This window comes from Psychrobacillus sp. 05T411, assembly GCF_056396485.1.
On sequence record NZ_JBFTLO010000010.1, the window covers coordinates 1 to 21,549 of the forward strand.

21 protein-coding genes and 1 pseudogene are annotated in these 21,549 nt (G+C 37.5%); 3 read left to right on the forward strand and 19 right to left on the reverse strand.

Annotated elements, in window-relative coordinates; genetic code table 11:
• Positions 1 to 589 precede the first annotated feature (589 nt).
• Positions 590 to 685: pseudogene (locus tag AC1DFT_RS10030) on the reverse strand (amino acid ABC transporter permease); the annotation flags it as partial.
• 128 nt (positions 686 to 813) lie between these two features.
• Here AC1DFT_RS10030 and AC1DFT_RS10035 point away from each other — a divergent pair.
• Positions 814 to 2,199 carry an MATE family efflux transporter gene (locus AC1DFT_RS10035; protein WP_477919058.1) on the forward strand — a complete coding sequence of 462 codons (1,386 nt, stop codon included), beginning with the start codon at positions 814 to 816 and terminating at the stop codon, positions 2,197 to 2,199.
• 26 nt (positions 2,200 to 2,225) lie between these two features.
• Here the strand turns inward: AC1DFT_RS10035 and AC1DFT_RS10040 are convergent, their stop codons facing one another.
• The 4 genes from AC1DFT_RS10040 to AC1DFT_RS10055 form a co-directional block, all read right to left on the reverse strand.
• Positions 2,226 to 3,416, reverse strand: a complete 1,191-nt coding sequence (locus AC1DFT_RS10040) for an aminotransferase class I/II-fold pyridoxal phosphate-dependent enzyme (RefSeq protein ID WP_477919059.1) — start codon at positions 3,414 to 3,416, stop codon at positions 2,226 to 2,228.
• A gap of 385 nt (positions 3,417 to 3,801) precedes the next feature.
• Entirely contained in the window at positions 3,802 to 5,517 is a 1,716-nt protein-coding gene (locus AC1DFT_RS10045) for a GMC family oxidoreductase (protein ID WP_477919060.1), read from the reverse strand.
• Between the two features lie 44 nt (positions 5,518 to 5,561).
• Positions 5,562 to 6,323 carry a gluconate 2-dehydrogenase subunit 3 family protein gene (locus AC1DFT_RS10050; RefSeq protein ID WP_477919061.1) on the reverse strand — a complete coding sequence of 254 codons (762 nt, stop codon included), beginning with the start codon at positions 6,321 to 6,323 and terminating at the stop codon, positions 5,562 to 5,564.
• Between the two features lie 70 nt (positions 6,324 to 6,393).
• Positions 6,394 to 6,657, reverse strand: coding sequence for a hypothetical protein (locus AC1DFT_RS10055; RefSeq protein ID WP_477919062.1), 264 nt, complete (start codon positions 6,655 to 6,657; stop codon positions 6,394 to 6,396).
• Between the two features lie 396 nt (positions 6,658 to 7,053).
• Here AC1DFT_RS10055 and tatA point away from each other — a divergent pair, with 396 nt between their 5' ends.
• Positions 7,054 to 7,260 carry a twin-arginine translocase TatA/TatE family subunit gene (tatA, locus tag AC1DFT_RS10060; RefSeq protein WP_477919197.1) on the forward strand — a complete coding sequence of 69 codons (207 nt, stop codon included), beginning with the start codon at positions 7,054 to 7,056 and terminating at the stop codon, positions 7,258 to 7,260.
• 79 nt (positions 7,261 to 7,339) lie between these two features.
• Here the strand turns inward: tatA and rbsK (AC1DFT_RS10065) are convergent, their stop codons facing one another.
• Positions 7,340 to 8,242 carry a ribokinase gene (gene rbsK / locus AC1DFT_RS10065; protein WP_477919063.1) on the reverse strand — a complete coding sequence of 301 codons (903 nt, stop codon included), beginning with the start codon at positions 8,240 to 8,242 and terminating at the stop codon, positions 7,340 to 7,342.
• 37 nt (positions 8,243 to 8,279) lie between these two features.
• The gene (locus tag AC1DFT_RS10070; RefSeq protein WP_477919064.1) at positions 8,280 to 9,227 is read right to left on the reverse strand and encodes a nucleoside hydrolase; all 948 of its coding nucleotides are present in this window, start codon (positions 9,225 to 9,227) and stop codon (positions 8,280 to 8,282) included.
• A gap of 203 nt (positions 9,228 to 9,430) precedes the next feature.
• On the opposite strand from AC1DFT_RS10070, the gene AC1DFT_RS10075 reads away from it, so the two are divergent.
• Entirely contained in the window at positions 9,431 to 10,210 is a 780-nt protein-coding gene (locus AC1DFT_RS10075) for an enoyl-ACP reductase FabI (protein WP_477919065.1), read from the forward strand.
• Between the two features lie 769 nt (positions 10,211 to 10,979).
• On the opposite strand, the gene AC1DFT_RS10080 is transcribed toward AC1DFT_RS10075, so the two are convergent.
• The 12 genes from AC1DFT_RS10080 to AC1DFT_RS10135 form a co-directional block, all read right to left on the reverse strand.
• A complete protein-coding gene (locus tag AC1DFT_RS10080) occupies positions 10,980 to 11,933 on the reverse strand; it encodes a DMT family transporter (RefSeq protein WP_477919066.1) in 954 nt (317 codons plus the stop codon).
• Positions 11,930 to 12,844, reverse strand: a complete 915-nt coding sequence (gene rbsK / locus AC1DFT_RS10085) for a ribokinase (protein ID WP_477919067.1) — start codon at positions 12,842 to 12,844, stop codon at positions 11,930 to 11,932. The genes AC1DFT_RS10080 and rbsK (AC1DFT_RS10085) overlap by 4 nt, the downstream gene beginning before the upstream one ends.
• Positions 12,841 to 13,653: an energy-coupling factor ABC transporter ATP-binding protein gene (locus tag AC1DFT_RS10090; protein ID WP_477919068.1), complete on the reverse strand. Its 813-nt coding sequence runs from the start codon at positions 13,651 to 13,653 to the stop codon at positions 12,841 to 12,843. The genes rbsK (AC1DFT_RS10085) and AC1DFT_RS10090 overlap by 4 nt, the downstream gene beginning before the upstream one ends.
• Positions 13,646 to 14,506: an energy-coupling factor ABC transporter ATP-binding protein gene (locus AC1DFT_RS10095; RefSeq protein ID WP_477919069.1), complete on the reverse strand. Its 861-nt coding sequence runs from the start codon at positions 14,504 to 14,506 to the stop codon at positions 13,646 to 13,648. Before AC1DFT_RS10095 ends, AC1DFT_RS10090 begins: the two co-directional genes overlap by 8 nt.
• On the reverse strand, positions 14,503 to 15,246 hold the full coding sequence (locus AC1DFT_RS10100) for an energy-coupling factor transporter transmembrane component T family protein (protein WP_477919070.1): 744 nt from the start codon (positions 15,244 to 15,246) through the stop codon (positions 14,503 to 14,505). Before AC1DFT_RS10100 ends, AC1DFT_RS10095 begins: the two co-directional genes overlap by 4 nt.
• A gap of 77 nt (positions 15,247 to 15,323) precedes the next feature.
• A complete protein-coding gene (locus AC1DFT_RS10105) occupies positions 15,324 to 15,926 on the reverse strand; it encodes an ECF transporter S component (protein ID WP_477919071.1) in 603 nt (200 codons plus the stop codon).
• A gap of 23 nt (positions 15,927 to 15,949) precedes the next feature.
• Positions 15,950 to 16,906 (reverse strand): nucleoside hydrolase, encoded by a 957-nt coding sequence (locus AC1DFT_RS10110; protein WP_477919072.1) that lies wholly within the window; start codon positions 16,904 to 16,906, stop codon positions 15,950 to 15,952.
• Positions 16,903 to 17,922 carry a LacI family DNA-binding transcriptional regulator gene (locus AC1DFT_RS10115; RefSeq protein WP_477919073.1) on the reverse strand — a complete coding sequence of 340 codons (1,020 nt, stop codon included), beginning with the start codon at positions 17,920 to 17,922 and terminating at the stop codon, positions 16,903 to 16,905. The genes AC1DFT_RS10110 and AC1DFT_RS10115 overlap by 4 nt, the downstream gene beginning before the upstream one ends.
• A 359-nt stretch (positions 17,923 to 18,281) precedes the next feature.
• A complete protein-coding gene (locus tag AC1DFT_RS10120; RefSeq protein WP_477919074.1) occupies positions 18,282 to 19,292 on the reverse strand; it encodes a uroporphyrinogen decarboxylase family protein in 1,011 nt (336 codons plus the stop codon).
• Between the two features lie 10 nt (positions 19,293 to 19,302).
• Positions 19,303 to 20,058, reverse strand: a complete 756-nt coding sequence (locus tag AC1DFT_RS10125) for an amino acid ABC transporter ATP-binding protein (protein WP_477919075.1) — start codon at positions 20,056 to 20,058, stop codon at positions 19,303 to 19,305.
• 15 nt (positions 20,059 to 20,073) lie between these two features.
• Entirely contained in the window at positions 20,074 to 20,787 is a 714-nt protein-coding gene (locus tag AC1DFT_RS10130) for an amino acid ABC transporter permease (RefSeq protein ID WP_477919076.1), read from the reverse strand.
• A gap of 12 nt (positions 20,788 to 20,799) precedes the next feature.
• Entirely contained in the window at positions 20,800 to 21,507 is a 708-nt protein-coding gene (locus AC1DFT_RS10135; protein ID WP_477919077.1) for an amino acid ABC transporter permease, read from the reverse strand.
• Positions 21,508 to 21,549 lie beyond the last annotated feature (42 nt).

Here is a 21,549-nt window from a genome sequence, read left to right on the forward strand (position 1 = left end):
AAATGGCTTAGGGCAACCAACCGATGACTGGGAGCAACCAGTTCTACTACGAAAGCAACTAAATCTGCATGAGAGCAACCAAATTACTCGTGAAAGCAACCAATTTTCAAAAAGGCTCTTTACCTGATGTGAGAAAACTATAATTCCGACATATTATAGGAATTCTATGTCTTAAATCCCGTCGAACACGCCTGGCCGGCATCTACTCGAGTAGATTGTCGCGTTCGCAGTGGATATTGTTTCGTTCAACCATTTATTGTTAATATGGGATCTCAATAATTTGGCAATTTCCATTGATTTTCGCTGCAGGGCGGCGACTCCAGTGGAGGCCAACACGATGTTGGTCACGAAGGCGTTGCCACACGATGTGGCGTTTTTAGCCTTTGTTCCTCTGCCTGAGTAAGATGAGACTTCACAACGTACGCGCAAGCGGCGGTGAAGGCTCATCACTCGCCCCACGGAAAGCGTCCGTCCTGCAGCGAAAATCCTAGCGGTCACTAGTCAACGCACTACGTCGCAGTATCTTTATACTGCGCAACTATCCTGTATGATAGAATTCCTTTGCCAAAAAATCCATCATGGCACCTCTTTAATAGCTCTTAGCAAGGCGTTTTTCAAGGTATCCTACTCCCATACTTAATGGAATTGTAAGTACTAAATAAAACAATGCAACAAATATGTATACTAAAACGAAGTGTATCTGTTTTATTGTGTAGAATGAAACGCTTCCAAAATCTTAACTGGCGCAGGACTATTAGTATATGATAAGATTCATCTTATGAAAAAATGAAAAGGTAAAGAAGGAATTAAAAAATGGCAGTGAGGAAGAAGAAAGATCTAGGGGAAAAGTTAAATCTATTTCATTTAACTTGGCCCATTTTTTTAGAAGTATTTTTGTTTATGTTAATGGGAATTGCCGATACATTTATGCTAAGTGCACTTTCGGACAATGCAGTGTCTGGAGTTGGTGCCGCCAACCAATATATACAAATTGCTATTTTAGTTTTAGAAGTAGTAGGAAATGGAGCGGCGATCGTTGTTTCGCAATATTTAGGCTCCAAGCGATTTATCGAAGCTTCAAAGATTTCGGGGCTTGCAGTTACATTGAATTTAGGTGTTGGGATTTTATTAAGTATTGGCTTTATAATTTTCTCAAAGAAAATTATGATCTCGATGAATTTGCAAGGGGATGTGCTTGTTTATGCAAATCAATACTTGTCGATTGTCGGAGGAGCAATATTCCTACAAGCTGTCATTAATGCTTTAGCAGCCATTATTCGAGTGCATGGATATACGAAGCAGACGATGCTCGTGTCTCTAGGGATGAATATTATTCACGTCGTTGGTAACTATGTATTAATCTTTGGTAAGTTTGGATTCCCAGAATTGGGTGTGCAAGGTGCAGCAATTTCTTCGGTAGCAAGCCGACTTGTTGCCATGCTTGTGTTCTTCTGGTTGTTGTATCAAGTGATGGAATACCGGGTGAAAGTAGCTTACTACTTCACCATGTCTAAAGAGTATATTCGTAAAATATTACAAATTGGATTACCATCTGCTTTTGAACAGATTTTATATCAAGGATGTCAAATTGTATTCCTTTATTATGTAACGTATTTAGGAGCAGAGTCATTAGCGGCAAGACAATATGCAGTGAATATATCGATGTTCACTTATCTATTTGCAATAGCAATTGGAATGGGTTCGGCGATCATTGTCGGAAGACTGGTTGGTGCCAATGAAAAAGACGTGGCGTATAAATCTGTATGGAAAAGTGTGAGATGGGCGTTATTGTTCACGCTCGTTATGGTAGGGATTGTCATGATATTCCGGATTCCACTGATGAGTTTGTTTACGAGTAACGAACAAGTTATTCAAATCGGTGCATCTGTATTAATCTTAAGCATTTTACTAGAGACTGGTCGTACAATGAATATTGTTATTATTAACTCATTAAGAGCGGCTGGAGACGCAAAATTTCCAGTGGCTATGGGTGCATTGTCTATGGTGATGATGAGTTTGCCATTAGGATACTTTTTAGTTTTCGTATTGGATTTAGGTCTGCCGGGAATTTGGCTGGCAATAACAGCTGATGAATGGACAAGAGCTATTATTATGTATTTTAGATGGAAGGGTAGAAGATGGGAAAAGTTTGCCCTCGTTAAACCTATAGAAGAAAAAGAAAGACCAAGTGAAAGCTAAGTATATGCTTTCCTTGGTCTTTTTTGTTAATTATTCACTAAGGTTGCGCAAGTTTCAAGATTTAATGTTTTCAACTGCTCAACTGCTTTTTTCAGTGTTTCAACATCTTGTACAAGTGCAATTCGTACGAAGCCCGCACCTTCTGTTCCAAACACCGTACCTGGTACCAAAACGACACCGGTTTGGTTTATTATTTCAAAAGCAAACTCTTTATCGTCCATATCATAAGGGTATTTAGCCCATACGAACATACCGCCACTAGAAGGCGCTACGGTCCAACCTAAATCTGCTATTCCTTGCATTAATACTTTATGACGCTCTGCAAAGGTTTTGCGTAAACGTTCCGTAATTTCTTCCGCATTATTTAGTGCTGCAATCCCTGCTTCTTGAATTGGTTCGAAAATACCAAAGTCTAAATTCGATTTAAGTTGCTTCATAATGCTAATCATTTCTGCATTTCCAACGATATAGGCAATACGTGTACCAGCTAAGCTAAAACTTTTGGATAATGAATTAATCTCCATGCCGACTTCCATTGAACCAGGTGTTGTTAGGAAACTACTTGGTGCATCCCCGGAAAAGTAAAATTCAGAATAAGCGGCATCATGCAAAATAATCACGTTGTATTTATTTGCAAAAGCTACAACTTTTTCGAAGAAAGCTTCATCGGGCATTGCTGGAACAGGGTTTCCTGGAAGATTCAATATCATTAGTTTCGCTTTATATGCGATTTCCGCTGGGATTGTATCTAAATCAGGTAAATAACCGTTCGCTTCAGACATGCTCATATAGTAAGGAACCGCACCTGCAAGTTTAATCCCAGCATCATATGCAACGTATCCAGGGTTGGTTGTTAACACAATATCCCCTTCATTGCAAAATGCTATTGGAAGATGAACAAGTCCTTCTTGTGAACCCATCGTTTGTAAAACCTCTGTTTGTGGGTTTAAATCAACGTTTACACGTCGTTTATAATAATCCGCCACAGCTTCGTTAAAACGTTGTGTTCCACTAAGCATGTAGCCGTATGAATGTTCAGAAAAACTTTGTTCAGATAGAACTTTTCTTATTTTTTCATCAGGAGGTAAGTCCGGACTACCTAAGCTTAAATCGTACACTTCATAACCAGCTGCTTGTTTTGCTGCGGCTGCTGCTTTTAAATCACCGAAAATTGCAGGTTCAAATATGGACATTTTTCTAGATGGTTCGATATTCAATTAAAAGCACTCCTCGCATATGTAAATAATTTTATCATTCATTGTATCACAACTTACATTTGAAATGTGAAAAAACTGAATGCAATATATCAGATATTGCGACTATTTTGTGAATAAATAAAAAAGCTACTAGCACTCTAATGTGAGAGTACTAGCAGCTTTTAGTTGTTGGCTAATTCTATGAAAAGTAAAACTTTTTTCAGCAAAAGTCTTCCACTTTATTAAAAGTGAGAAGTATATTAATAATAACGGCTATTCAGTGGGGGCAAATTCCTAGCTGAATAAAGTTAAAGCCTCCGGCGGATGTCACAAATTTTGAAAGGAGTTAATTGAGCGAGTTCAATTCAAAATTTGGACGCAATTAGGCCAAGGCGAAATTGATTAATTAAATAAGTGATCCACCTTTTTCCATATACTGAAGAATACCTTCAGCAGCACGGTAAGATAATGCACCTACTGTACCAGTTGGGTTGTATCCAGCGTTTTGTGGGAAAGATGATGCCCCTACAACGAATAGGTTCTCGACATCCCACATTTGAGAGTAATTGTTGACTGCTGATGTCTCAGGATCAGCACCCATAATTACACMACCAGTATTATGAGTAGATTGATACTCGGCTACATTATATGGTCCAAGATCTCTACTAGTATCGATATGATCCGCACCCATTTCTTTTAGGATTGCTTCACACTTATCGGCCATAAACTTGGTCAATTGACGATCTTGTTCTTCAAAGTCAAAAGTGATTCGAACTAATGGATCCCCAAATGCGTCTTTATAAACAGGATCTAGGTCAAGGAAATGTTGTTTATAAGCCATTGAAGCACCTTCACCTTTGACACTTAAGGAAGCATTTGTATATTTTAAAGAAGCATCTTTAAACTCTTTCCCCCATGACTTAGTGCCTGATGGGACTTGGTTATTTGCAATAGGTCTTTGTCCGGTTTGCCCAAGGATAATCATGCCTCCGTGGATGAAATCTAAATCGGAGTGGTCGAAATTATCTCCATTAAAATCATCGATTATCATCCCTAAACCGCCGGAACCAAGAAAGTTGTTGAATTTATGGTCATCGAAGTATCCTGTTGCAGCACCTTTACGAATTTGGTAAGCATAGTTTTTCCCGATAACTCCAGTACCAGTAGTTGGATCGTATGGTCTTCCAATTCCAGATAATAGAAGAAGACGAACGTTTGTGAATACATAACCTGATAATACGACAACATCCGCAGGTTGCTCGAATTCTTCTCCAGTAGTTAAATCTGTGTAAAGAACTCCAGTAGCTTTTCCGTTTGAGTATAAAATACGACGTACTTCAGAATGTGGACGAATTTCAAAGTTACCCGTAGCTTTTGCAACTGGTAGTACAGTTACACCAGGTTCTGCTTTTGCACCGTATTCACAGCCGAAACGCTCACAGAACCCACAGTATTGACAAGCTGCACGTGAAATTCCATCTGGGTTTGTATAGGCTTCAGATAGATTGGCAGATGGTTGTACATAAGGATGATAACCCATGCGTTTTGTAGCATCGTCAAACAAACGCATTGCTTCTGTTTTTTTCATCGCTGGTGTAGGGAATGGATTGGAACGCTTTCCACCTAGTGGATTGTCTTCACCGGAAATCCCTGCCATTTTTTCATATTTATCATAATACGGCTCTATTTCATCATAGGTAATACCCCAGTCTTGAATAGTCATATCCGCAGGTATTTTATCCACACCATACTTTTCAATCGTTTTGGAGCGTAATTCAAAATCGTATGGTAGGAAGCGGAAGTTTTGACCATTCCAGTGTGCACCAGAACCACCAACACCAACACCAATTAGGAATGATCCATATGATCGCATTGGAAGCGAACGCATTTTGTCGTTGTTACGGAAAGTAATCGTTTCTTTTGAAAGATCTTGCATCATTTCATGGCGAACCGCATATCTAAGTTCGTCATGCGCCATAAAATAATCTTCTGTTTTTCTATCTTTTCCTCGCTCTAATCCGACAACTTTTTTACCTTGCTTTGTTAGTTCAGATGCGATAATACCTCCAGACCAGCCAACGCCAATTGTGACTACATCTACTTTAGGTAATTTTGTTACCATTATTTTTTCCCCCTCAATCGTTCACTCTATTAATTAGGATATTATTAGTGTTTATGTTGTGAATTTAAAGCCGCTGGTTCCACTACAGTAAATTCTTTTTCAACGATATCTAAAAAGCTCATTTGATGACCTGGGAAGTTTTTCATCTTCCAACCAGCCATATTTGCATTACCGCCGTATAGTGGGTCAGCGTAAGCGCCTTCAATTGTTGCTGTTCTTAGAACACCAAAGAAGTGCGCKGAAGATATTCCTTTAAGTTCTACATTTCCATCAGCAAATTCTGTTAATATTGCATCTTGTTCTTCCTCTGATAAATCCGTGAAAGATTTATCATATGTATTTAAACTTTGTTCTTCTATCCCTTTTAAACCGATTTCAAAAATTTGTTGTCGATTTTGACGACCTTGATAGCCTTGCGTAGCTTCACCAGGGAAGAAAGGACCGGATGTGTATTCTTTTGATCCCATGCCCCAAGCGCCTGCTAGTTGATGGTCAATATAGTAAGCAACTAGTAATTCCTTTGCTCCAGGACCGTTATCATCTGCTGGGAAGATTCTTTCAGCTGCAGCCTCTGTAATACGATATTGTTCTGGTGTAAAGTACATTAAAGCAACGTTTAAATTAGAAGAAGTGGCCTCTGAGTGGACATGCGTTTCAGTAGTTGTCGTATTTTCTTCTTTCGATAAAAGGCTACCAAGTGCACCACCTAGAACAACCCCACCAACTGTTAATCCTGAGTTTTTAATAAACGTACGTCTAGAAGAACGTTTATCTAAAAGTGGATTATTTTTTTCCTGCTCTGTCATAATAAAACCTCCAATTTAAAATAAATAAAATTTCATTTTCAAGAATTTCACTAGGTAAATATTCGGCATTTTAATAGAAAATAGCTTGCCAGTTATAGATTACTGAAAATACAGCAGTACAAACTAACAAAGTAGCGATAAAATATGTATGCTTTTTGCCTGTCCAGCAAAGAACGATAATAGCTAGCCCAATACCTGCTCCTAATAATGCAAACCATGGGAATGCGTATACATTATGTTGAAAAAAAAGAAACAGGGCAAAATCTGCGACGATAAATAACGCAAAAAGAACTTGGTTCAATATTTTAAGTTCTTCTAAACTGTATTGAGACAAATGGAATCTCCCCTCCTATTTTCTAGTTAATATAAATTATTAATTAGAAGTTATTATTTAAAAACAGTGATTCAAAACAACCATACTTATTCTACTACAAATTTTCAAACTTTGGTCACATTTTTGTCGAATTATAAAAATGTTTAAATTCAGAATATTTTAAATTGGATCTGTAGGCAAAAATGAACCTTTGAATGTAGCAGAATTTCCAAGTATAAACCAATTCTGTTTTTAGGGTTTTATTTAGATCTTATAGTCATTTAGCACTTGTATGTATTTACAAATTGAAACGGAAGAGTATAATGTGTATTGATACAAAACAACCAAAATTTTTGTCATAAAAATACTATTACGCTTAAGCCACATGAATTATATATAAAGTTGCAAGGAGGAAATATCATGCCAAATATTGGAGTACCAGGTTTAATCATTATTTTAATCATTGCTTTAATCGTTTTTGGTCCGAAAAAATTACCTCAGTTAGGTAGAGCAGTTGGACAAACATTAAAAGAATTCAAAAACTCAACAAAAGATATCGTGGACGATGTAGCCGAAGAGTTTAAATTAGACGATAAAGAAACAGAAGCTAAAAAGAAAATATAAAACGAAAAGCCAACTATTAAATAGAAATAGTTGGCTTTTTTGTATGTATAAAAAGTGAAATCGGTCGGTTGGAGCTTATTTAACTTTTTATATTATTTACACGGAAAGTAGTGGGGATTGATGGCTGTGCTCCCATTTGAGTGACAACGTATGCGGCTACTTTCGTAGCGTAGAGAATGCTGTCTTTTAGCGTGTTTCCTTGACATAGTGCTACGGCAAAAGCACCGTTAAAAGCATCTCCAGCACCAGTTGTATCTTTAACAACTACTTCGTTAGCTTGAATATGCCCATGCTCATAATGATTCATGTAATAAGTGCCTTTTGCACCTAATGTTACTACTATTGCTCCAACCCCTTTTTGGAGTAAGAGGGAGCATGCTTGAAACAGATCCTCTTCCGTTTCTGTTTTCAAACCAGTTAGTATTGCTAATTCCGTTTCGTTTGGTGTTAGTATAGCTACTTTACTCAATAATGAATCGCTAATTTGTTGCGCAGGAGCTGGATTTAAAATAACTTTTACATCTTTTTGTGACGCAATATTAGCAGCAGTCTCGACTGCCGGCATTGGAATCTCCAATTGTAAGAGTAGGATATCGCTCGATATAATTCTTACTGTATTTTCTTCTATTTGTTCGGGTGTGACAAGAAAGTTTGCTCCTGGAAAAAGGACGATAGAGTTTTCACCTGAGTCCGCCAATTGGATAATGGCTTGTCCTGTCATGCCAACGCTTTGTACTGCTGTAGTATTTACTCCTTTATCCTGCAAATTTTGTATTATCTGTTCTCCAAAATTATCTGCTCCGACATTCCCTATGAAATGAACATTCGCACCTAATTGTCCAGCAGTAACTGCTTGATTTGCACCTTTTCCGCCGAAGAACAACTCATGTTTTGTGCTATGTAATGTTTCTCCAGCTGTTACGATATGCGGAACTAAATATACAAGGTCCATATTGGTACTTCCTGCGACTGTGATGTTCATGTATTGTTCTGCTCCCTTTGACTATTTATCAATTAATTCAAACACTCATTTTTCTTACTGCATCTATAAATTGTTCCACGAACTTTTCTCTATTGATTGTGTGCAACACTTTCGCGTTATGCGGAAGACCTGTTTGTTGCGCATAATCTACTACCGTAGTTCCGGCAGTGAGTTTACCTTCTATTTCTACAGCAACGTAGCAGTCGTCTCCTTCAAAGAGCTCCGGGGTTAATACATAAGACACTGCACATAAATCATGTAAATGTATTTGGTCCTCAAAGCCAGGAGCATGAAAAGCGGTTTGCTTAGCTGAATATATGTAGAAGCGAAGCATTTGAGCAACTTTTGAAGCAAAGTCAGAGCCTATTGCTTCAATTTCTTTTATCTCTTCTAATGTAACATATGCTTTATGCGTAACATCCAGCCCGCTCATGATTATAGGAAGGCCTGAACGAAAAACTATGTCCGCTGCGTGTGGATCTACGTATACATTAAATTCCGCCGTCGGGGACATATTTCCTCCAACTGCGGCACCGCCCATGTAGGAGATATATTTAATTTTTGGTTTTACTTCGGGATGCGCAAGTAGTAGAGCACCAACGTTAGTAAGGGGACCAGTTGCGATAAGTACTATTTGTTCATCGCTAGATAACAGTGTTTCTTTCATCGCTTCGATTGCTGATCGATTACTTACTTCAATAGTTGGTTCTGGAAACTGAACATTGCCCAATCCATTCTCGCCATGCACTTTATCAGCAATTTCAAGTTCGCGGAAAAACGGCTGATCTAAGCCTCTAGCGATTTCTATATTTTTTTTCATATAACTCGTAAATGTGCGTGCATTGTGGATTGTAATTTCTTGCGTTTGGTTACCTGGTTCAGTTGTGATTAGTTTGATATCCAGTTCCGGATGTGCAAAAGCAAGTGTTAACGCCATTACATCATCTATCCCTGGGTCACAATCGATTATTACTGGTATTGTCATTTATCTACACCTCATGCTATTTTATTTATTTAAATGCATATATTTTCTACTACACGTTATTGCATACAATATTATTTGTCAAATGAATTTCTAAGCTAAACAAATCAGTGGATAGTACATGAAAAGTAATTATGGTATGATAAACTTAGTAACAGGTACTAATAATAGGTATAGTATATTAGCATAATAAAATGGAGGTTCATATGAAAGATTTAATCCAATTAAAAGATAAGAATATCGTAGTAATGGGTGTTGCAAACGAGCGCAGTCTTGCATGGGGAGTAGCAAAATCATTATTTGATGTCGGCGCAAATGTTATTTTCACGTATCGTAAAGAGCGTTCTTTAGGAAAAATTGAAAAAGCATTAGCAGATAATAATTTAGAAGCAAAGTTAGTAGTGGAATGTGATGTTAATAGCGATGAAAGCATTAAAGCTGCATTCGAAAAAATCGGAAGCGAAGTAGGGGTCATTCACGGTGTTGTACATTCTGTAGCATTTGCACATGCCGAAGATTTGAAAAACGATTTCCTTCAAACAACTAGAGACGGTTATGCATTTGCACAAGATACAAGTGCCTATTCACTAATTGCAGCAGCTCGTGAAGCAGCGCCATTTATGACAGAGGGCGGCTCTATTGTAACGATGACGTACTTAGGAGCAGAGCGCGTATTAGAAGGTTATAACGTGATGGGAATTGCGAAAGCATCACTTGAAGCATCCGTTAGATATTTGGCGCTAGATTTAGGGAAACAGAACATTCGCGTGAATGCTGTTTCAGCGGGAGCAGTACGTACGCTAGCTGCAAAAGGGGTTTCTTCTTTTAACACTATTTTGCATAAGATTGAAGAAACTTCTCCACTAAAACGAAATGTAACTGCTGATGAAGTTGGCGATATGACAGTTGGGCTTCTAGGGAACTTATCTCGTGGAGTAACTGGAGAAGTTGTTTACGTAGATTCTGGCTATAATATTATGGGATAACCCAATACAAATGAAAGCTATCTTCGGGAATATTTTCGAAGATAGCTTTTTTTCTGGAAGTAATTGGTCGGAAACAACCAATTCTTAAAATAGCAAGTTTACTTGGAGTGAAAATACTATAATTTCGACAGATTATAGTGATAATGCGTCTTAAAAGACTTATTAGGTGACCGCTAGGATTTTCGCTGCAGTCGTGCGATTTCCGCCGGGAAAGCGTCCGCCCTGCAGCGGAAATCAAAGGAAATTGTTTGTTTACTCCATATCAACTTGCTAAAAATAAAATCCAGTTTATGGAGTGTTTTCATCCAGTAAATGGCTTAGGGCAACTAATTTACAATTGAAAGCAACCAATTCTACTTGGAAAGCAATCAGATCAGTGCGAGAGCAACTAAACTATCAATGAAAGCAACCAATTCTTAAAATAGCAAGCCGACTTGGAGTGAGATAACAAGGAATACGAAGAATTATTCCAATAAGTGGTTGATAGAAAAGAATTTTATTCTAAAAAATGCGCTCTTTATTTAGAGACCGAATTTTCTAATTAGATTGAATAAACATTACGTAGTAGACTGGATTAATTTAATCTCTGATATGTATCGACACTAAATTAGATGGTAATACCCATGGATTGGAGCGGAAGGGCGGCGACTCCAACGGGATTAAGTGGGCATGATGAGACTTCACAACGTACGCGCAAGCGGCGGTGAAGGCTCATCGCTCACCCCGTGGAAAGCGTCCGCCCTGCAGCGAAAATCCTTGTGGTAACTTCTTAAGACGCATTATCCCTATTACGTGCATTGTCCTCGTTTATTATATTGGGCGGGATATATTCTGATTTAATCAATGGAGCATTTCTTTTAAATGTATGTAAACTCATGAAAAGTAAGCTAAAAATCATCAAAGGCAATCCAATCATAATACCTAAATGAAATGGTTCTTGTAAAAAGAAAATACCTAGAACAATTGCGACAAAGGGACTGATAAATGTAACCATTGATGCAAGAATAGGACCCCCTGTTGAAACGATTTGATAAAAAATAACATAGCCGAGACCAGCACAAAGACAACCTAATACTAGGAGCGGTAAGATTATTTCCCATGTTCCTAGGTACTTAAATGCATAAGGTTCCATAAATACACTAATAATACCATTTATTATTGCCGAGATAAGAAGTGTCCAGAAACCTAAAAGAACGGTAGGGATGTTTGTATAATATTTTTTTATCCATATGGAATTCAATGCGTATGCCATTGTAACAGCGAACATAAGAAAAGCATGGAAAATGGAAAACTGACTGCTAGACGTTTGGCCTGAAAAAATCATTAAAACAATGACTGCCACAAATCCTATTAATAGACTAGAAGTTTGGTTCCAAGAAGGTTTTGCTTTCAGGATAATTGTTGAAAATATTAAAGCAAACAAAGGAGTAGTAGCATTTAATATTCCACTTAAACTCGAATCAATTCCTTGAAGAGAGAAGGCCATAATATTCCAAGGGATGGCCGCTCCTAAAGCTAGAACGAATACAAAAAATGGCCGAATTTTTAGATGCATTCGATTTTTTTTTAGCAATACAAACGGTAAAAGTGCAACTAAGCCAAATAAGCAACGAAAAAATACAATAGTAGGGGGCTTAAAAACATCTAAAAGTTCTTTTGTCCACATGAATGAAGATCCCCATAAAAAACTAAGAACGAGTAAGTAGATGATAGATTTCATCATTTATTTACACGAAAAGAATAGGGTATAGTAGGTTGTGCTCCCATCTGTGTGACAACGTATTCTGCAATTTTTGATGCATACAGAATGCTTTCTTGCAATGAGTTTCCTTGACGCAAACCTACCGCTAAAGCACCGTTAAATGCATCACCCGCACCAGTCGTATCTTTTACTTCTACTTGATTTGCTTGTACATAGCCATGTTCATTGCTATTCATATAATAGGAACCTTTTTCTCCTAATGTCACAACTACTGCTCCTACGCCTTTTTGAATCAGTAAAGAACACGCTTGGAACAGCTCTTCTTCGGTGTTTGTTTTTAAACCAGTTAGTATTGCTAACTCGGTTTCATTTGGTGTTAGTATGGAAACTTTACCTAGTAATGAATCGCTGATTTGTTGTGCAGGTGCTGGATTTAAAATAATATGTACCCCTTTTTTTGAAGCGATGTCTGCAGCAGCCTCGACTACGGGTATAGGAATTTCCAATTGTAAGAGAAGAACCTCACTTTCTTCTATTTTGTCTTTAGCAGCATAGATTTGTTCTCTTGTAACAAGAAAATTTGCTCCGGGAAATAATACGATAGAGTTTTCTCCAGAATCCGCAACTTGAATAATTGCTTGACCAGTCAATCCCATTTTTTGTACAGCGGCGGTCTTTACTCCTTTATCTTGTAAGTTTTGCTTTACTTGTTCTCCGAAATCATCTGCTCCAACATTTCCTATAAATTCGACATTAGCACCTAATTGACTAGCAGTTACCGCCTGATTAGCACCTTTTCCTCCGAAAAACAGTTCATGTGTGGTGCTGTGTAAAGTTTCACCGGCTTTCACGATATGCGGAACCCTATATACAAGGTCCATATTAGTGCTTCCTACAACTGTGATGTTCACGTATTGTTTGGCCCCTTTCATTGACTACGTTGTGTAAGAATAGCTTCAATTAATTGATTTTTTGATAAAATACCAGGGGAGAAATCAAGTAATTTTGCCATTTGGGCAACAGCGGGTGGTTTTAACATACTTTTTTCTAAAACCTCTGTATTATAAAAGACTTTTTGTGCATTATCATCGGCTACTAATTGGCGGTTTGCCATTACTATAATGCGAGTAAAATAATCTGTTACAAACTCCATATCATGAGTAATGGTAATAACAGATTTCTGCTTTTCTTCTAATACTTGAAGCAGGTTTCCTAATACTTGTAAACCAATTTTATCTTGTCCAGCGGTAGGTTCATCTAAAATGATAATATCCGAATCCATAGCTAGTACGGATGCTATTGTGACAAACTTTCTAACAGAGTATGGTAGGTTGTAAGGATTTTCTTCTGCAAGCTCAGAGATTCCACATAATTTCATCGCCCAATCAGTAAGTGCATCTACTCGTTCAGGTTCGAATCCCATATTTTTAGGACCAAAACGAACTTCAGATTCTACATCATTATGGAATATTTGATCATCGGGATTTTGGAAAACATATCCTACTTTTCTTGAAACTTGTGCTGTTGTGTGATCTTTTGTGTCCCAGTCTCCTACTAAAATAGTGCCTTCTGTAGGTTTTAATAATCCATTCATTAGCTTGACTGCTGTCGTTTTACCAGCACCATTTTGTCCTACAATGGCCACACGTTCTCCAGAGGCAACAGAAAGTGTAAGGTTTTCTAGCGCCTTTGTTCCATCGGGATATGAAAAGCTTACATTAGTTAAATGAAGTTCAGTCATGAACAGCTACCTCCGTTCTATTTAATGCTTTGGCTAATTCTTCATCACGAATCGGTAGGAAAGAAAGGGGGATACCAGATTTCTGTAATTGAAGGGCAATTTCCGTAACATGTGGATATTGAATTTGATATTTTTCAAACTCGGGGTCCGCTAATACTTCACGAACAGGACCTTGCATAACAAGTTCTCCTTTGTGCATGACAAGTAGATCATCCGCGTATTCTGCGATCAGATCCATCTTATGTTCTACTAAAACGATTGTCTTTCCTCGCTCTTTCATCAGCCGTATAATTTCAAATATTTGCTCTGTACCAACAGGGTCGAGTTGAGAAGTTGGTTCATCGATTACTAAAATTTCTGGATCCATTACAATAATGGACGCAAGTGCTACTCTTTGCCTTTGTCCACCTGATAGTTCAAAAGGATTTTTGTCACGTAAATATTCGATTTTGACCAGTTTTAGTACCTCTTCTACCCGAACTTTAATTTCTTCGACCGGAACACCCAGATTTTCTAAGCCATATGCTACTTCTTCAAATACGTTGTCTTTTACTCCCGATACCTGAATAAATGGATTTTGGAATACATATCCGACTTTTTCTCCAAGTTGCCCTAATTGGTAATCTGTTATTTTTGTATGATCAATTATTACTTCTCCATCTAAATCTCCTTTATAAAAATGGGGAACAAAGCCTCGTATTGTATTGCATAATGTTGTTTTTCCAGAGCCGTTATTGCCGATAATTGCAGTGAATTTTCCTTTTTCAATTGAAAATGAAATATTTTTTAAGACGGAGTCATCACTGACCGGATATCGATAAGATACATTTTTTAAATCAATCATAGCTGTCATAAGAAAAACCTCCATACTAATAGACCAATAACAACCAACGCAAATATAATTGGAAGAACTCGGTCGATATTACTTTTCGTTAGTTGGTGCAAACTTGTTTTTTTGACTGGAGCAGAGAAGGCCCTAGATTCCAATGTGATTGCTCTCTCTTCTGTTCCTGCAATAGAGGATAGAATAAGAGGTGTTAATGTTGGTATGAACGCTTTAGCACGTACAAATACGGAGCCCTCTGTTTCGACTCCTCGCGTTTTTTGTGCTTCCATAATCGTATTTGCTTGACGACGCATTTCCGGGATGATTTGAAGGGTTGATAAAACGACATATGCTCCCATTGGTGGCAATCCGATATCTTCTAAAGATTTCACGAAATCACGTACTTCTGTCATGCGGAAAAATAGGATAAAAACAGATCCAATTGCAAGTATGCGGGAAGTAAGCATTAGACTATATATAATTCCCTCTTGTTTTATCTCGAAGATTCCCCAACTCCAAAGCACATTTTCCCCTGGATAGAAAAACATTTGCATAATGAAGATGAAGATTAAAACAGTAACCAACGCTTTGAAAACAATACTTAAGAACTCTTTTGCAACACCCACAATCATTGCTATTAGTGTTAAAATAGGGAATATAGCAAAAGAAAATATATATCCAGGCGATATGAGTACTACCGCAAAGATAAAGAGAGTGAAATAGAACTTTGTCATAGGATGAAGTTGAAGTAATATATTCTGTTTCAAGTTACATACGCCCCTTATAAAAATAATTTCTTCCCGTTCAAGAATGTACTTAAATAGTTAAACGGGAAGAATAAAAATTATTTTTTGTTATTTCGTTTCATGTACAAGTCCCCATAATTCATCTTGGATAAATAACGATCGGACATGGCTTTTACGATAAAGTAGACGATTAACACGGATACGACTTTATCTGACACTTCAGTAATACCGCTTGAAGAGAAAACAGCTGTCCACATTGTCTGACCTGATGCTAGGAAAGCTGCTGTAATAAGAGAGGTACTACTTCCTGTTACTCCTCCAAATAAAAGAACAGTAATTGGAGCAGATACAACTACTGCAATAAGTGTGATAATGATTCCAGAAATAATTGTTTTAGGTATACTCTTGAAAAATCCATGTTTCGAAAGATAACCTGCTCCAACACCAATGGCCATAGATGTTAATGCGTACGGTAAAAAGGTTGGATTGAAAATTGCATTGATTAAATTTGTGATAAGACCAGCTAAAAGTGCGACCCATGGACCCGCAATCACACCGACAAGAATAGTTCCAATGGTATCTAAGAAAATAGGTAAGCGAAGTACATTAGTTAACTGGAAACCTACTAAGTTCACTGCTACTGCAATCGGAATTAACAGCATTGCCATCATATTAAAATCATCTTTAAAGCTACGTTTCATACATTTCTCCCCCTTTGTAATTTTTAGCCGATTTGTTGGCTCATTGTTTGAACGGCACTCAGAAATTGTTCAACAAACTTCTCTCTGTGAACCGTATGTAATACTTTCACATTATGCGGAAGCCCAGTTCGTTGTTCATAATCTACGACAGTTGTTCCGGCTGTCAGCTTGCCATCTAGTTCGACTGCCACATAACAGTCATCGCCTTCAAATAATTCAGGTGTCAATACATAAGATACTGCGCACAGATCATGTAAACGTATATGATTTTCAAAATCATCCTCATGAAATGCTGTCTGTTTAGCTGTGTGTACATAAAAACGTAGCATCTGAACAACTTTTTGTGCAAAATCAGTACCAATTGCTTCGATTCGATTTAATTCTTCTTTTGTAACGTATGCTTTATGGGTTACGTCTAATCCGCTCATAATAATTGGAATCCCGGAACGGAAGACAATGTCTGCAGCATGAGGATCGACATATACATTAAATTCTGAAGTAGGAGTCATATTTCCACCTACTGCAGCTCCACCCATATAAGAGATATATTTAATTTTTGATTTTACTTCTGGGTGTGCTAGTAGTAAGGCACCGACATTTGTCAAGGGTCCTGTCGCAATGAGTACGATTTGTTCGTCACTAGATAAAAGTGTTTCTTTCATCGCTTCTATTGCTGTTCTATTGCTTAATTGGATAGTCGGTTCTGGAAAAAGGACATCCCCAAGTCCGTTGTCACCGTGTACTTCATCCGCGATTTCAAGCTGGCGGAAAAAAGGATTGTCTAACCCTCTAGCAATCTCGATATCTTTTTTCATATAACTAGTAAAGGCAAGTGCATTGTGTATTGTTTTTGCTTGTGTTTGGTTCCCTGGTTCTGTTGTGATAAGTTTGATATCTAGTACTGGATGTGCAAAGGCAAGTGTTAGCGCCATTACGTCATCTATTCCTGGATCACAATCGATAATTACTGGTATTGTCATGTGTATACACCTCTATTTAATTTTTTTGTACTTTCTCTTATTATTAAAGTAGGTTCAAATATTACACTTTCGGTAGTCTTATTTTCTATTTTATTAATAAGTAGTTCTATCGCTTTTCTTCCCATTTCGTACGTATCTTGCCTAACGGTAGTTAATTTGGGGATTAATGCGGTTACTAATGGAATATCATCAAAACCAACGATGGATAGTTGATCAGGTATTTGAATTCCTATTTCATGAGCAGCTTGGTAAATACCACAGGCCATTAAGTCATTACTAGCAAATATAGCGGTCACCATGTTATTCTGTAGAAACTTTTTTGCTACTCGATAAGCGGTATCCATTTGAAAGTCACCAACCAAAACGGAGGATGCTGGAAGCTCTACAGCAGCTTCCGTGAGAGCGCGTTGAAATCCGAGAAGTCTTTGTTTTGAATTTTGAATCTCAGTTGGTCCCGTCATGCAGGCAATTTGAATATGACCCAAATCTGTTAGGTGTTTCCCTGCTAGATATCCACCTTTCTCATTGTCTAAAAAGACGCCTGAGTAATCAGTTCCTTCTTCTCCACGGTCAAATAGTACATAAGGGATTTTGCCACTTTGTAACTGATTTTTATTAGTCTTTGATAAACGATCCTTACTAGAAAGTAGTATTCCATCTACTTGTTGCTCTTTTAACAAACGTATATAATTTTCTTCTTTCCCGGATTGATCGTCTGAATTACAAATGATGAGACTATATTGCCTTTTATTTGCTTCATCTTCTGCGCCTCTACAAAGTTCTGGAAAATAAGGATTGGTGATATTAGGGACGATTAATCCGAGCATACTGGAGCGCTTCGTTACTAAACCGCGAGCTAACTTATTTGGTTGGTAATTTAGCTCTTTCATTACTTTAAGGACTTTCTCTCGAGTTTTTTGAGTCATTCCATCTTCTTTATTGTTTAATACCCGTGAAACTGTGGTAATTGAAACACCTGCCTCCCTAGCAATATCCTTAATCGTTAACTTTTCCATATATAATCACCTGTTCCTACTTTTAAGAAAACGTTTTACGAAAACGTTTTCTTAATTGTTATTCAGAATATTGTAAACAGTCACATTTGTCAATATTTTTTTGCGATATTACGAATGAAATGATAAATTGATTTATTAGAGTAGATCGTATCTAGTACGAAAAGATAAGCATATCGTGGCTTTAGCACATGCCGTAGATCTGAAAAGAGTTTTCTATATTATGGGTTAACTTCGAATGAAGAGGGGAGAACGAGATGACGCAGCTCCAAATAGCCCTTGCTAAAAAAGGGGTTGTCATTTGCTGTATAAACGTAAATAAAACCGGATGAAGAGAGGGAAATCTTCATCCGGTTTTATTTTTAGTCACGTACACTATTTCGAAATGCGTTCAGTGCTTCGTCTGTTGCGTTATTTGGAATAGAGCAATTAGGTGCTAAAATAAAGGGAGTGTTTTTCATTAGGGCTAATGCACTTTTCGCTTGCTTTTCTATTTCTTGTATATTATTTTCAGCAAATAGTTGCTGATTCACTCCACAAACCTTTACTTTGTTAAATGTGGTGGATAAGTCAGGATTTCCTGGGGCTTCGGTATCCCAGCTTAAACCTTGAATTGGATAATGGAGAAATCTATTTGGTTGCGAATGTGCTCCGCAAGTATGAAGAATTGTTTTCTTTGTTTCATTTGCTTCCAAAACTATTGTGTCGTATTGCTGGGAAAATTCGATAAAGGCATTATCGTCTAAAATAGTTGAATGAGCTGTCCCCATTGTAGAATAGAAAATTCCATCAGCACCGGCTCGACCGAGTTCCGTAACATAATCTGCAAGGGTCAAGGAAATTGCATGTAATGCATGATGTATACCCTCACCTTTTAATAATTCCTTTATCGGAATCGGGTTTGAACTTCCATATAAAGAACCATTTGCAAAAGGTAGATGTCCAGCCAAAAAGAATAGCACGGAGAAGGGAGAGAAAACGGTTTGCATGATAGGGCGCTCCGGCTCAAGTTCTTTTATACTGCGTATTGCCTCTACTTGTTCAGCTAATGGAAGGGCAGAACATTTCCGTACATCGATTTTCCACAAATCTTCTACAGACTGTATGGCTGGTTTTATCAGCCTTGGAAGAATTGCTTCATAATCGTTGTAATCATATTCGTTTCCCCATACTTCACTATAGTACGTTGCTCGAGGGGTGAATTTGACCATATCCCAATCGAATTTATTCGTAAAAGCGACTTGTGTGTTAGCGGATAATAAAGGTTGGTTTTCCACCTCGATGAAATGCCGCCAACCAATAACGATTGGTCGATCGGCTTGTTCTCCTGAAAGAATTGCATTAAACCGATCTTTTTTAGTCCACTTACCCATACGATTCCTCCTAGATATAAAACGTATAATCCTCCGGTAATACACGCTTCAAGAATTTCTTTGTACGCTCTTGTTTTGGGCTAACGAATATTTCATGAGGTGTTCCTTCTTCTACAACAACCCCGCCGTCCATGAAGATAACACGTTTTGCGACGTCTTTTGCAAAGGACATTTCGTGCGTGACTACAAGCATCGTTGTACCTTCGTTTGCAATGTTTTTCATAACCGTTAATACCTCACCTACTAACTCAGGATCGAGTGCTGAGGTAGGCTCATCGAACAAAATAATATCTGGGTTAAGTGCTACTGCACGTGCAATCCCAACACGCTGTTGTTGTCCACCTGATAGCTGACTAGGGTAAGAGTCGTATTTATCGGATAATCCTACTTTATCTAAGGCTTTTTTTCCGATTTCAATTGCTTCTGTTTTTGGCACTTTGCGTCCGATGATCAAGCCTTCCGTCACATTTTCTAGAGCTGTTTTATTGTTGAACAAATTATAACTTTGAAATACAAAGGCTGTTTTTTGACGTATAGCATGAATATCTTTTTTGGAAGCGCTATGTAAATCCACCTGTAGTTCGCCAAAAGATGCTTTTCCGCTGTCCGCTTTTTCTAAAAAGTTAATGCAGCGTAGTAAAGTTGTTTTACCGGAGCCACTTGGTCCGAGAATGACTACTACATCGCCTTTATCAATCGTTAAGTCAACGCCTTTTAATATTTCATTTTTTCCGAATGACTTATGAATGTCTTTGATTTCTAACATATTCAAACCTCCTTATTAGCTACTTACATATTGGTATTTTCGTAGTCGTTTTTCATATAATTTAAATCCATATTCTACTAAGCTGCACAGGATAATATAAACAAGGAAAATATCAAGATATGCTTCTACATAGTTATAGCCAACATTTGCAGCAACTTTCGCTTTTAATGTAATTTCTTGTAATGACATGGCGTAGCCTAAAGATGTTGCTTTTATCAAATTAACTGTTGCTATACAAATATTAGGTAATGCTACTACTAATGCTTGTGGAATTACAATCCGGCGATATGCTTGAAAATTAGTCAATCCAACAGCCTGTGCTGCCTCCAGCTGACCTTTATTCACTGTACTTAGCGCAGAGCGAAACACTTCGATTAAAATAGCGGTTGTGCTAAAGGAAAAGACGATAAAGGCATACCAAATTGGATTGATCTCATATACTCTGAAATTCCAATTATATTTTTCCGTCATAGCACTTAAAATTAGCGGAACACTTGCATAAACGATGAAAATTTGAATAATAATCGGTGTACCTCTCACAAAAGAAACGTACACTTGTGAAAATCTATTTAATATAGGAATTTGGTTGATCCGTGTTAGCGCCAATAAAAACCCTAACGGCAGTGCGACAAGCAAAGCTACAGCAGTGACGAAAAGAGTGATTGGTACACCGGATAATGCAACAAAAAATGTATCTACTAGAAATTGAAAATTTAAACCTTCCGACATTTTTTACACTCCTTACATTGTTTTAATCGTTTGCTTACCTTTACTAAACATTTTTTCTAGCATTTTAAAAGCTTTTTCAATCAAAATAGATAAAATCCAATAAATGATTGCTAATGCAATAAATATTTCAAGTGCGTGTGTATTATAATTTGCCGCAATAATTAAATTTGCTTTCCCGACGACATCGATTAAACCAATTGTGTATGCTAAAGAGCCTTCCTGTAATAGTGCAATCATGCCATTTCCAAAGTTAGGAAGTGCGACAACAAGTGCTTGTGGGAAAATAATGCGTCGGTACGCTTGAAAAGGACTTAATCCAACGCTAACTGCAGCTTCAAATTGCCCTTTTTCAATGGACTCATAAGCGGAGCGAATAACTTCCGACATGATAGCGGCGAATTGCAATGTAAATGTAATAACAACAAATACTGCTGTATCAATATCATGTAAGTAAAGACCGAAGTTATCAGCTAATGCAGGAACTCCATAGTAAACTAAAAATAACAAGACGATAGATGGTGTACATCTTAAAATGGTTGTATAGAAGTTTGCGAGCTTTCTTGCTATTTTATTTTTTCCAAGCTTCATCGACGCTAGTATTAGACCAAAAAATGTACCAAAAATAATGGAAAGGCCTGCTACTAAGAAGGTTATTTTCAAAAATGGAAGTAGCGCTGGAAGCGAACTCCATATATAGGACGCATCAAAATACTTTTCCATATTGCTCATTATTCTCCTTTCTGAAATAGTAAAAGGCTGCCG

Coding starts and splice junctions, on each gene's coding strand:
- AC1DFT_RS10035 (WP_477919058.1), top strand. CDS start 814: ATGGCAGTGAGGAAGAAGAAAGATCTAGGGGAAAAGTTAAATCTATTT.
- rbsK (WP_477919063.1), bottom strand. CDS start 8,242: ATGAACATCACAGTCGCAGGAAGTACCAATATGGACCTTGTATATTTA.
- AC1DFT_RS10070 (WP_477919064.1), bottom strand. CDS start 9,227: ATGACAATACCAGTAATAATCGATTGTGACCCAGGGATAGATGATGTA.
- AC1DFT_RS10075 (WP_477919065.1), top strand. CDS start 9,431: ATGAAAGATTTAATCCAATTAAAAGATAAGAATATCGTAGTAATGGGT.
- AC1DFT_RS10080 (WP_477919066.1), bottom strand. CDS start 11,933: ATGATGAAATCTATCATCTACTTACTCGTTCTTAGTTTTTTATGGGGA.
- rbsK (WP_477919067.1), bottom strand. CDS start 12,844: ATGAAAGGGGCCAAACAATACGTGAACATCACAGTTGTAGGAAGCACT.
- AC1DFT_RS10090 (WP_477919068.1), bottom strand. CDS start 13,653: ATGACTGAACTTCATTTAACTAATGTAAGCTTTTCATATCCCGATGGA.
- AC1DFT_RS10095 (WP_477919069.1), bottom strand. CDS start 14,506: ATGACAGCTATGATTGATTTAAAAAATGTATCTTATCGATATCCGGTC.
- AC1DFT_RS10105 (WP_477919071.1), bottom strand. CDS start 15,926: ATGAAACGTAGCTTTAAAGATGATTTTAATATGATGGCAATGCTGTTA.
- AC1DFT_RS10110 (WP_477919072.1), bottom strand. CDS start 16,906: ATGACAATACCAGTAATTATCGATTGTGATCCAGGAATAGATGACGTA.
- AC1DFT_RS10115 (WP_477919073.1), bottom strand. CDS start 17,922: ATGGAAAAGTTAACGATTAAGGATATTGCTAGGGAGGCAGGTGTTTCA.
- AC1DFT_RS10120 (WP_477919074.1), bottom strand. CDS start 19,292: ATGGGTAAGTGGACTAAAAAAGATCGGTTTAATGCAATTCTTTCAGGA.
- AC1DFT_RS10125 (WP_477919075.1), bottom strand. CDS start 20,058: ATGTTAGAAATCAAAGACATTCATAAGTCATTCGGAAAAAATGAAATA.
- AC1DFT_RS10130 (WP_477919076.1), bottom strand. CDS start 20,787: ATGTCGGAAGGTTTAAATTTTCAATTTCTAGTAGATACATTTTTTGTT.
- AC1DFT_RS10135 (WP_477919077.1), bottom strand. CDS start 21,507: ATGGAAAAGTATTTTGATGCGTCCTATATATGGAGTTCGCTTCCAGCG.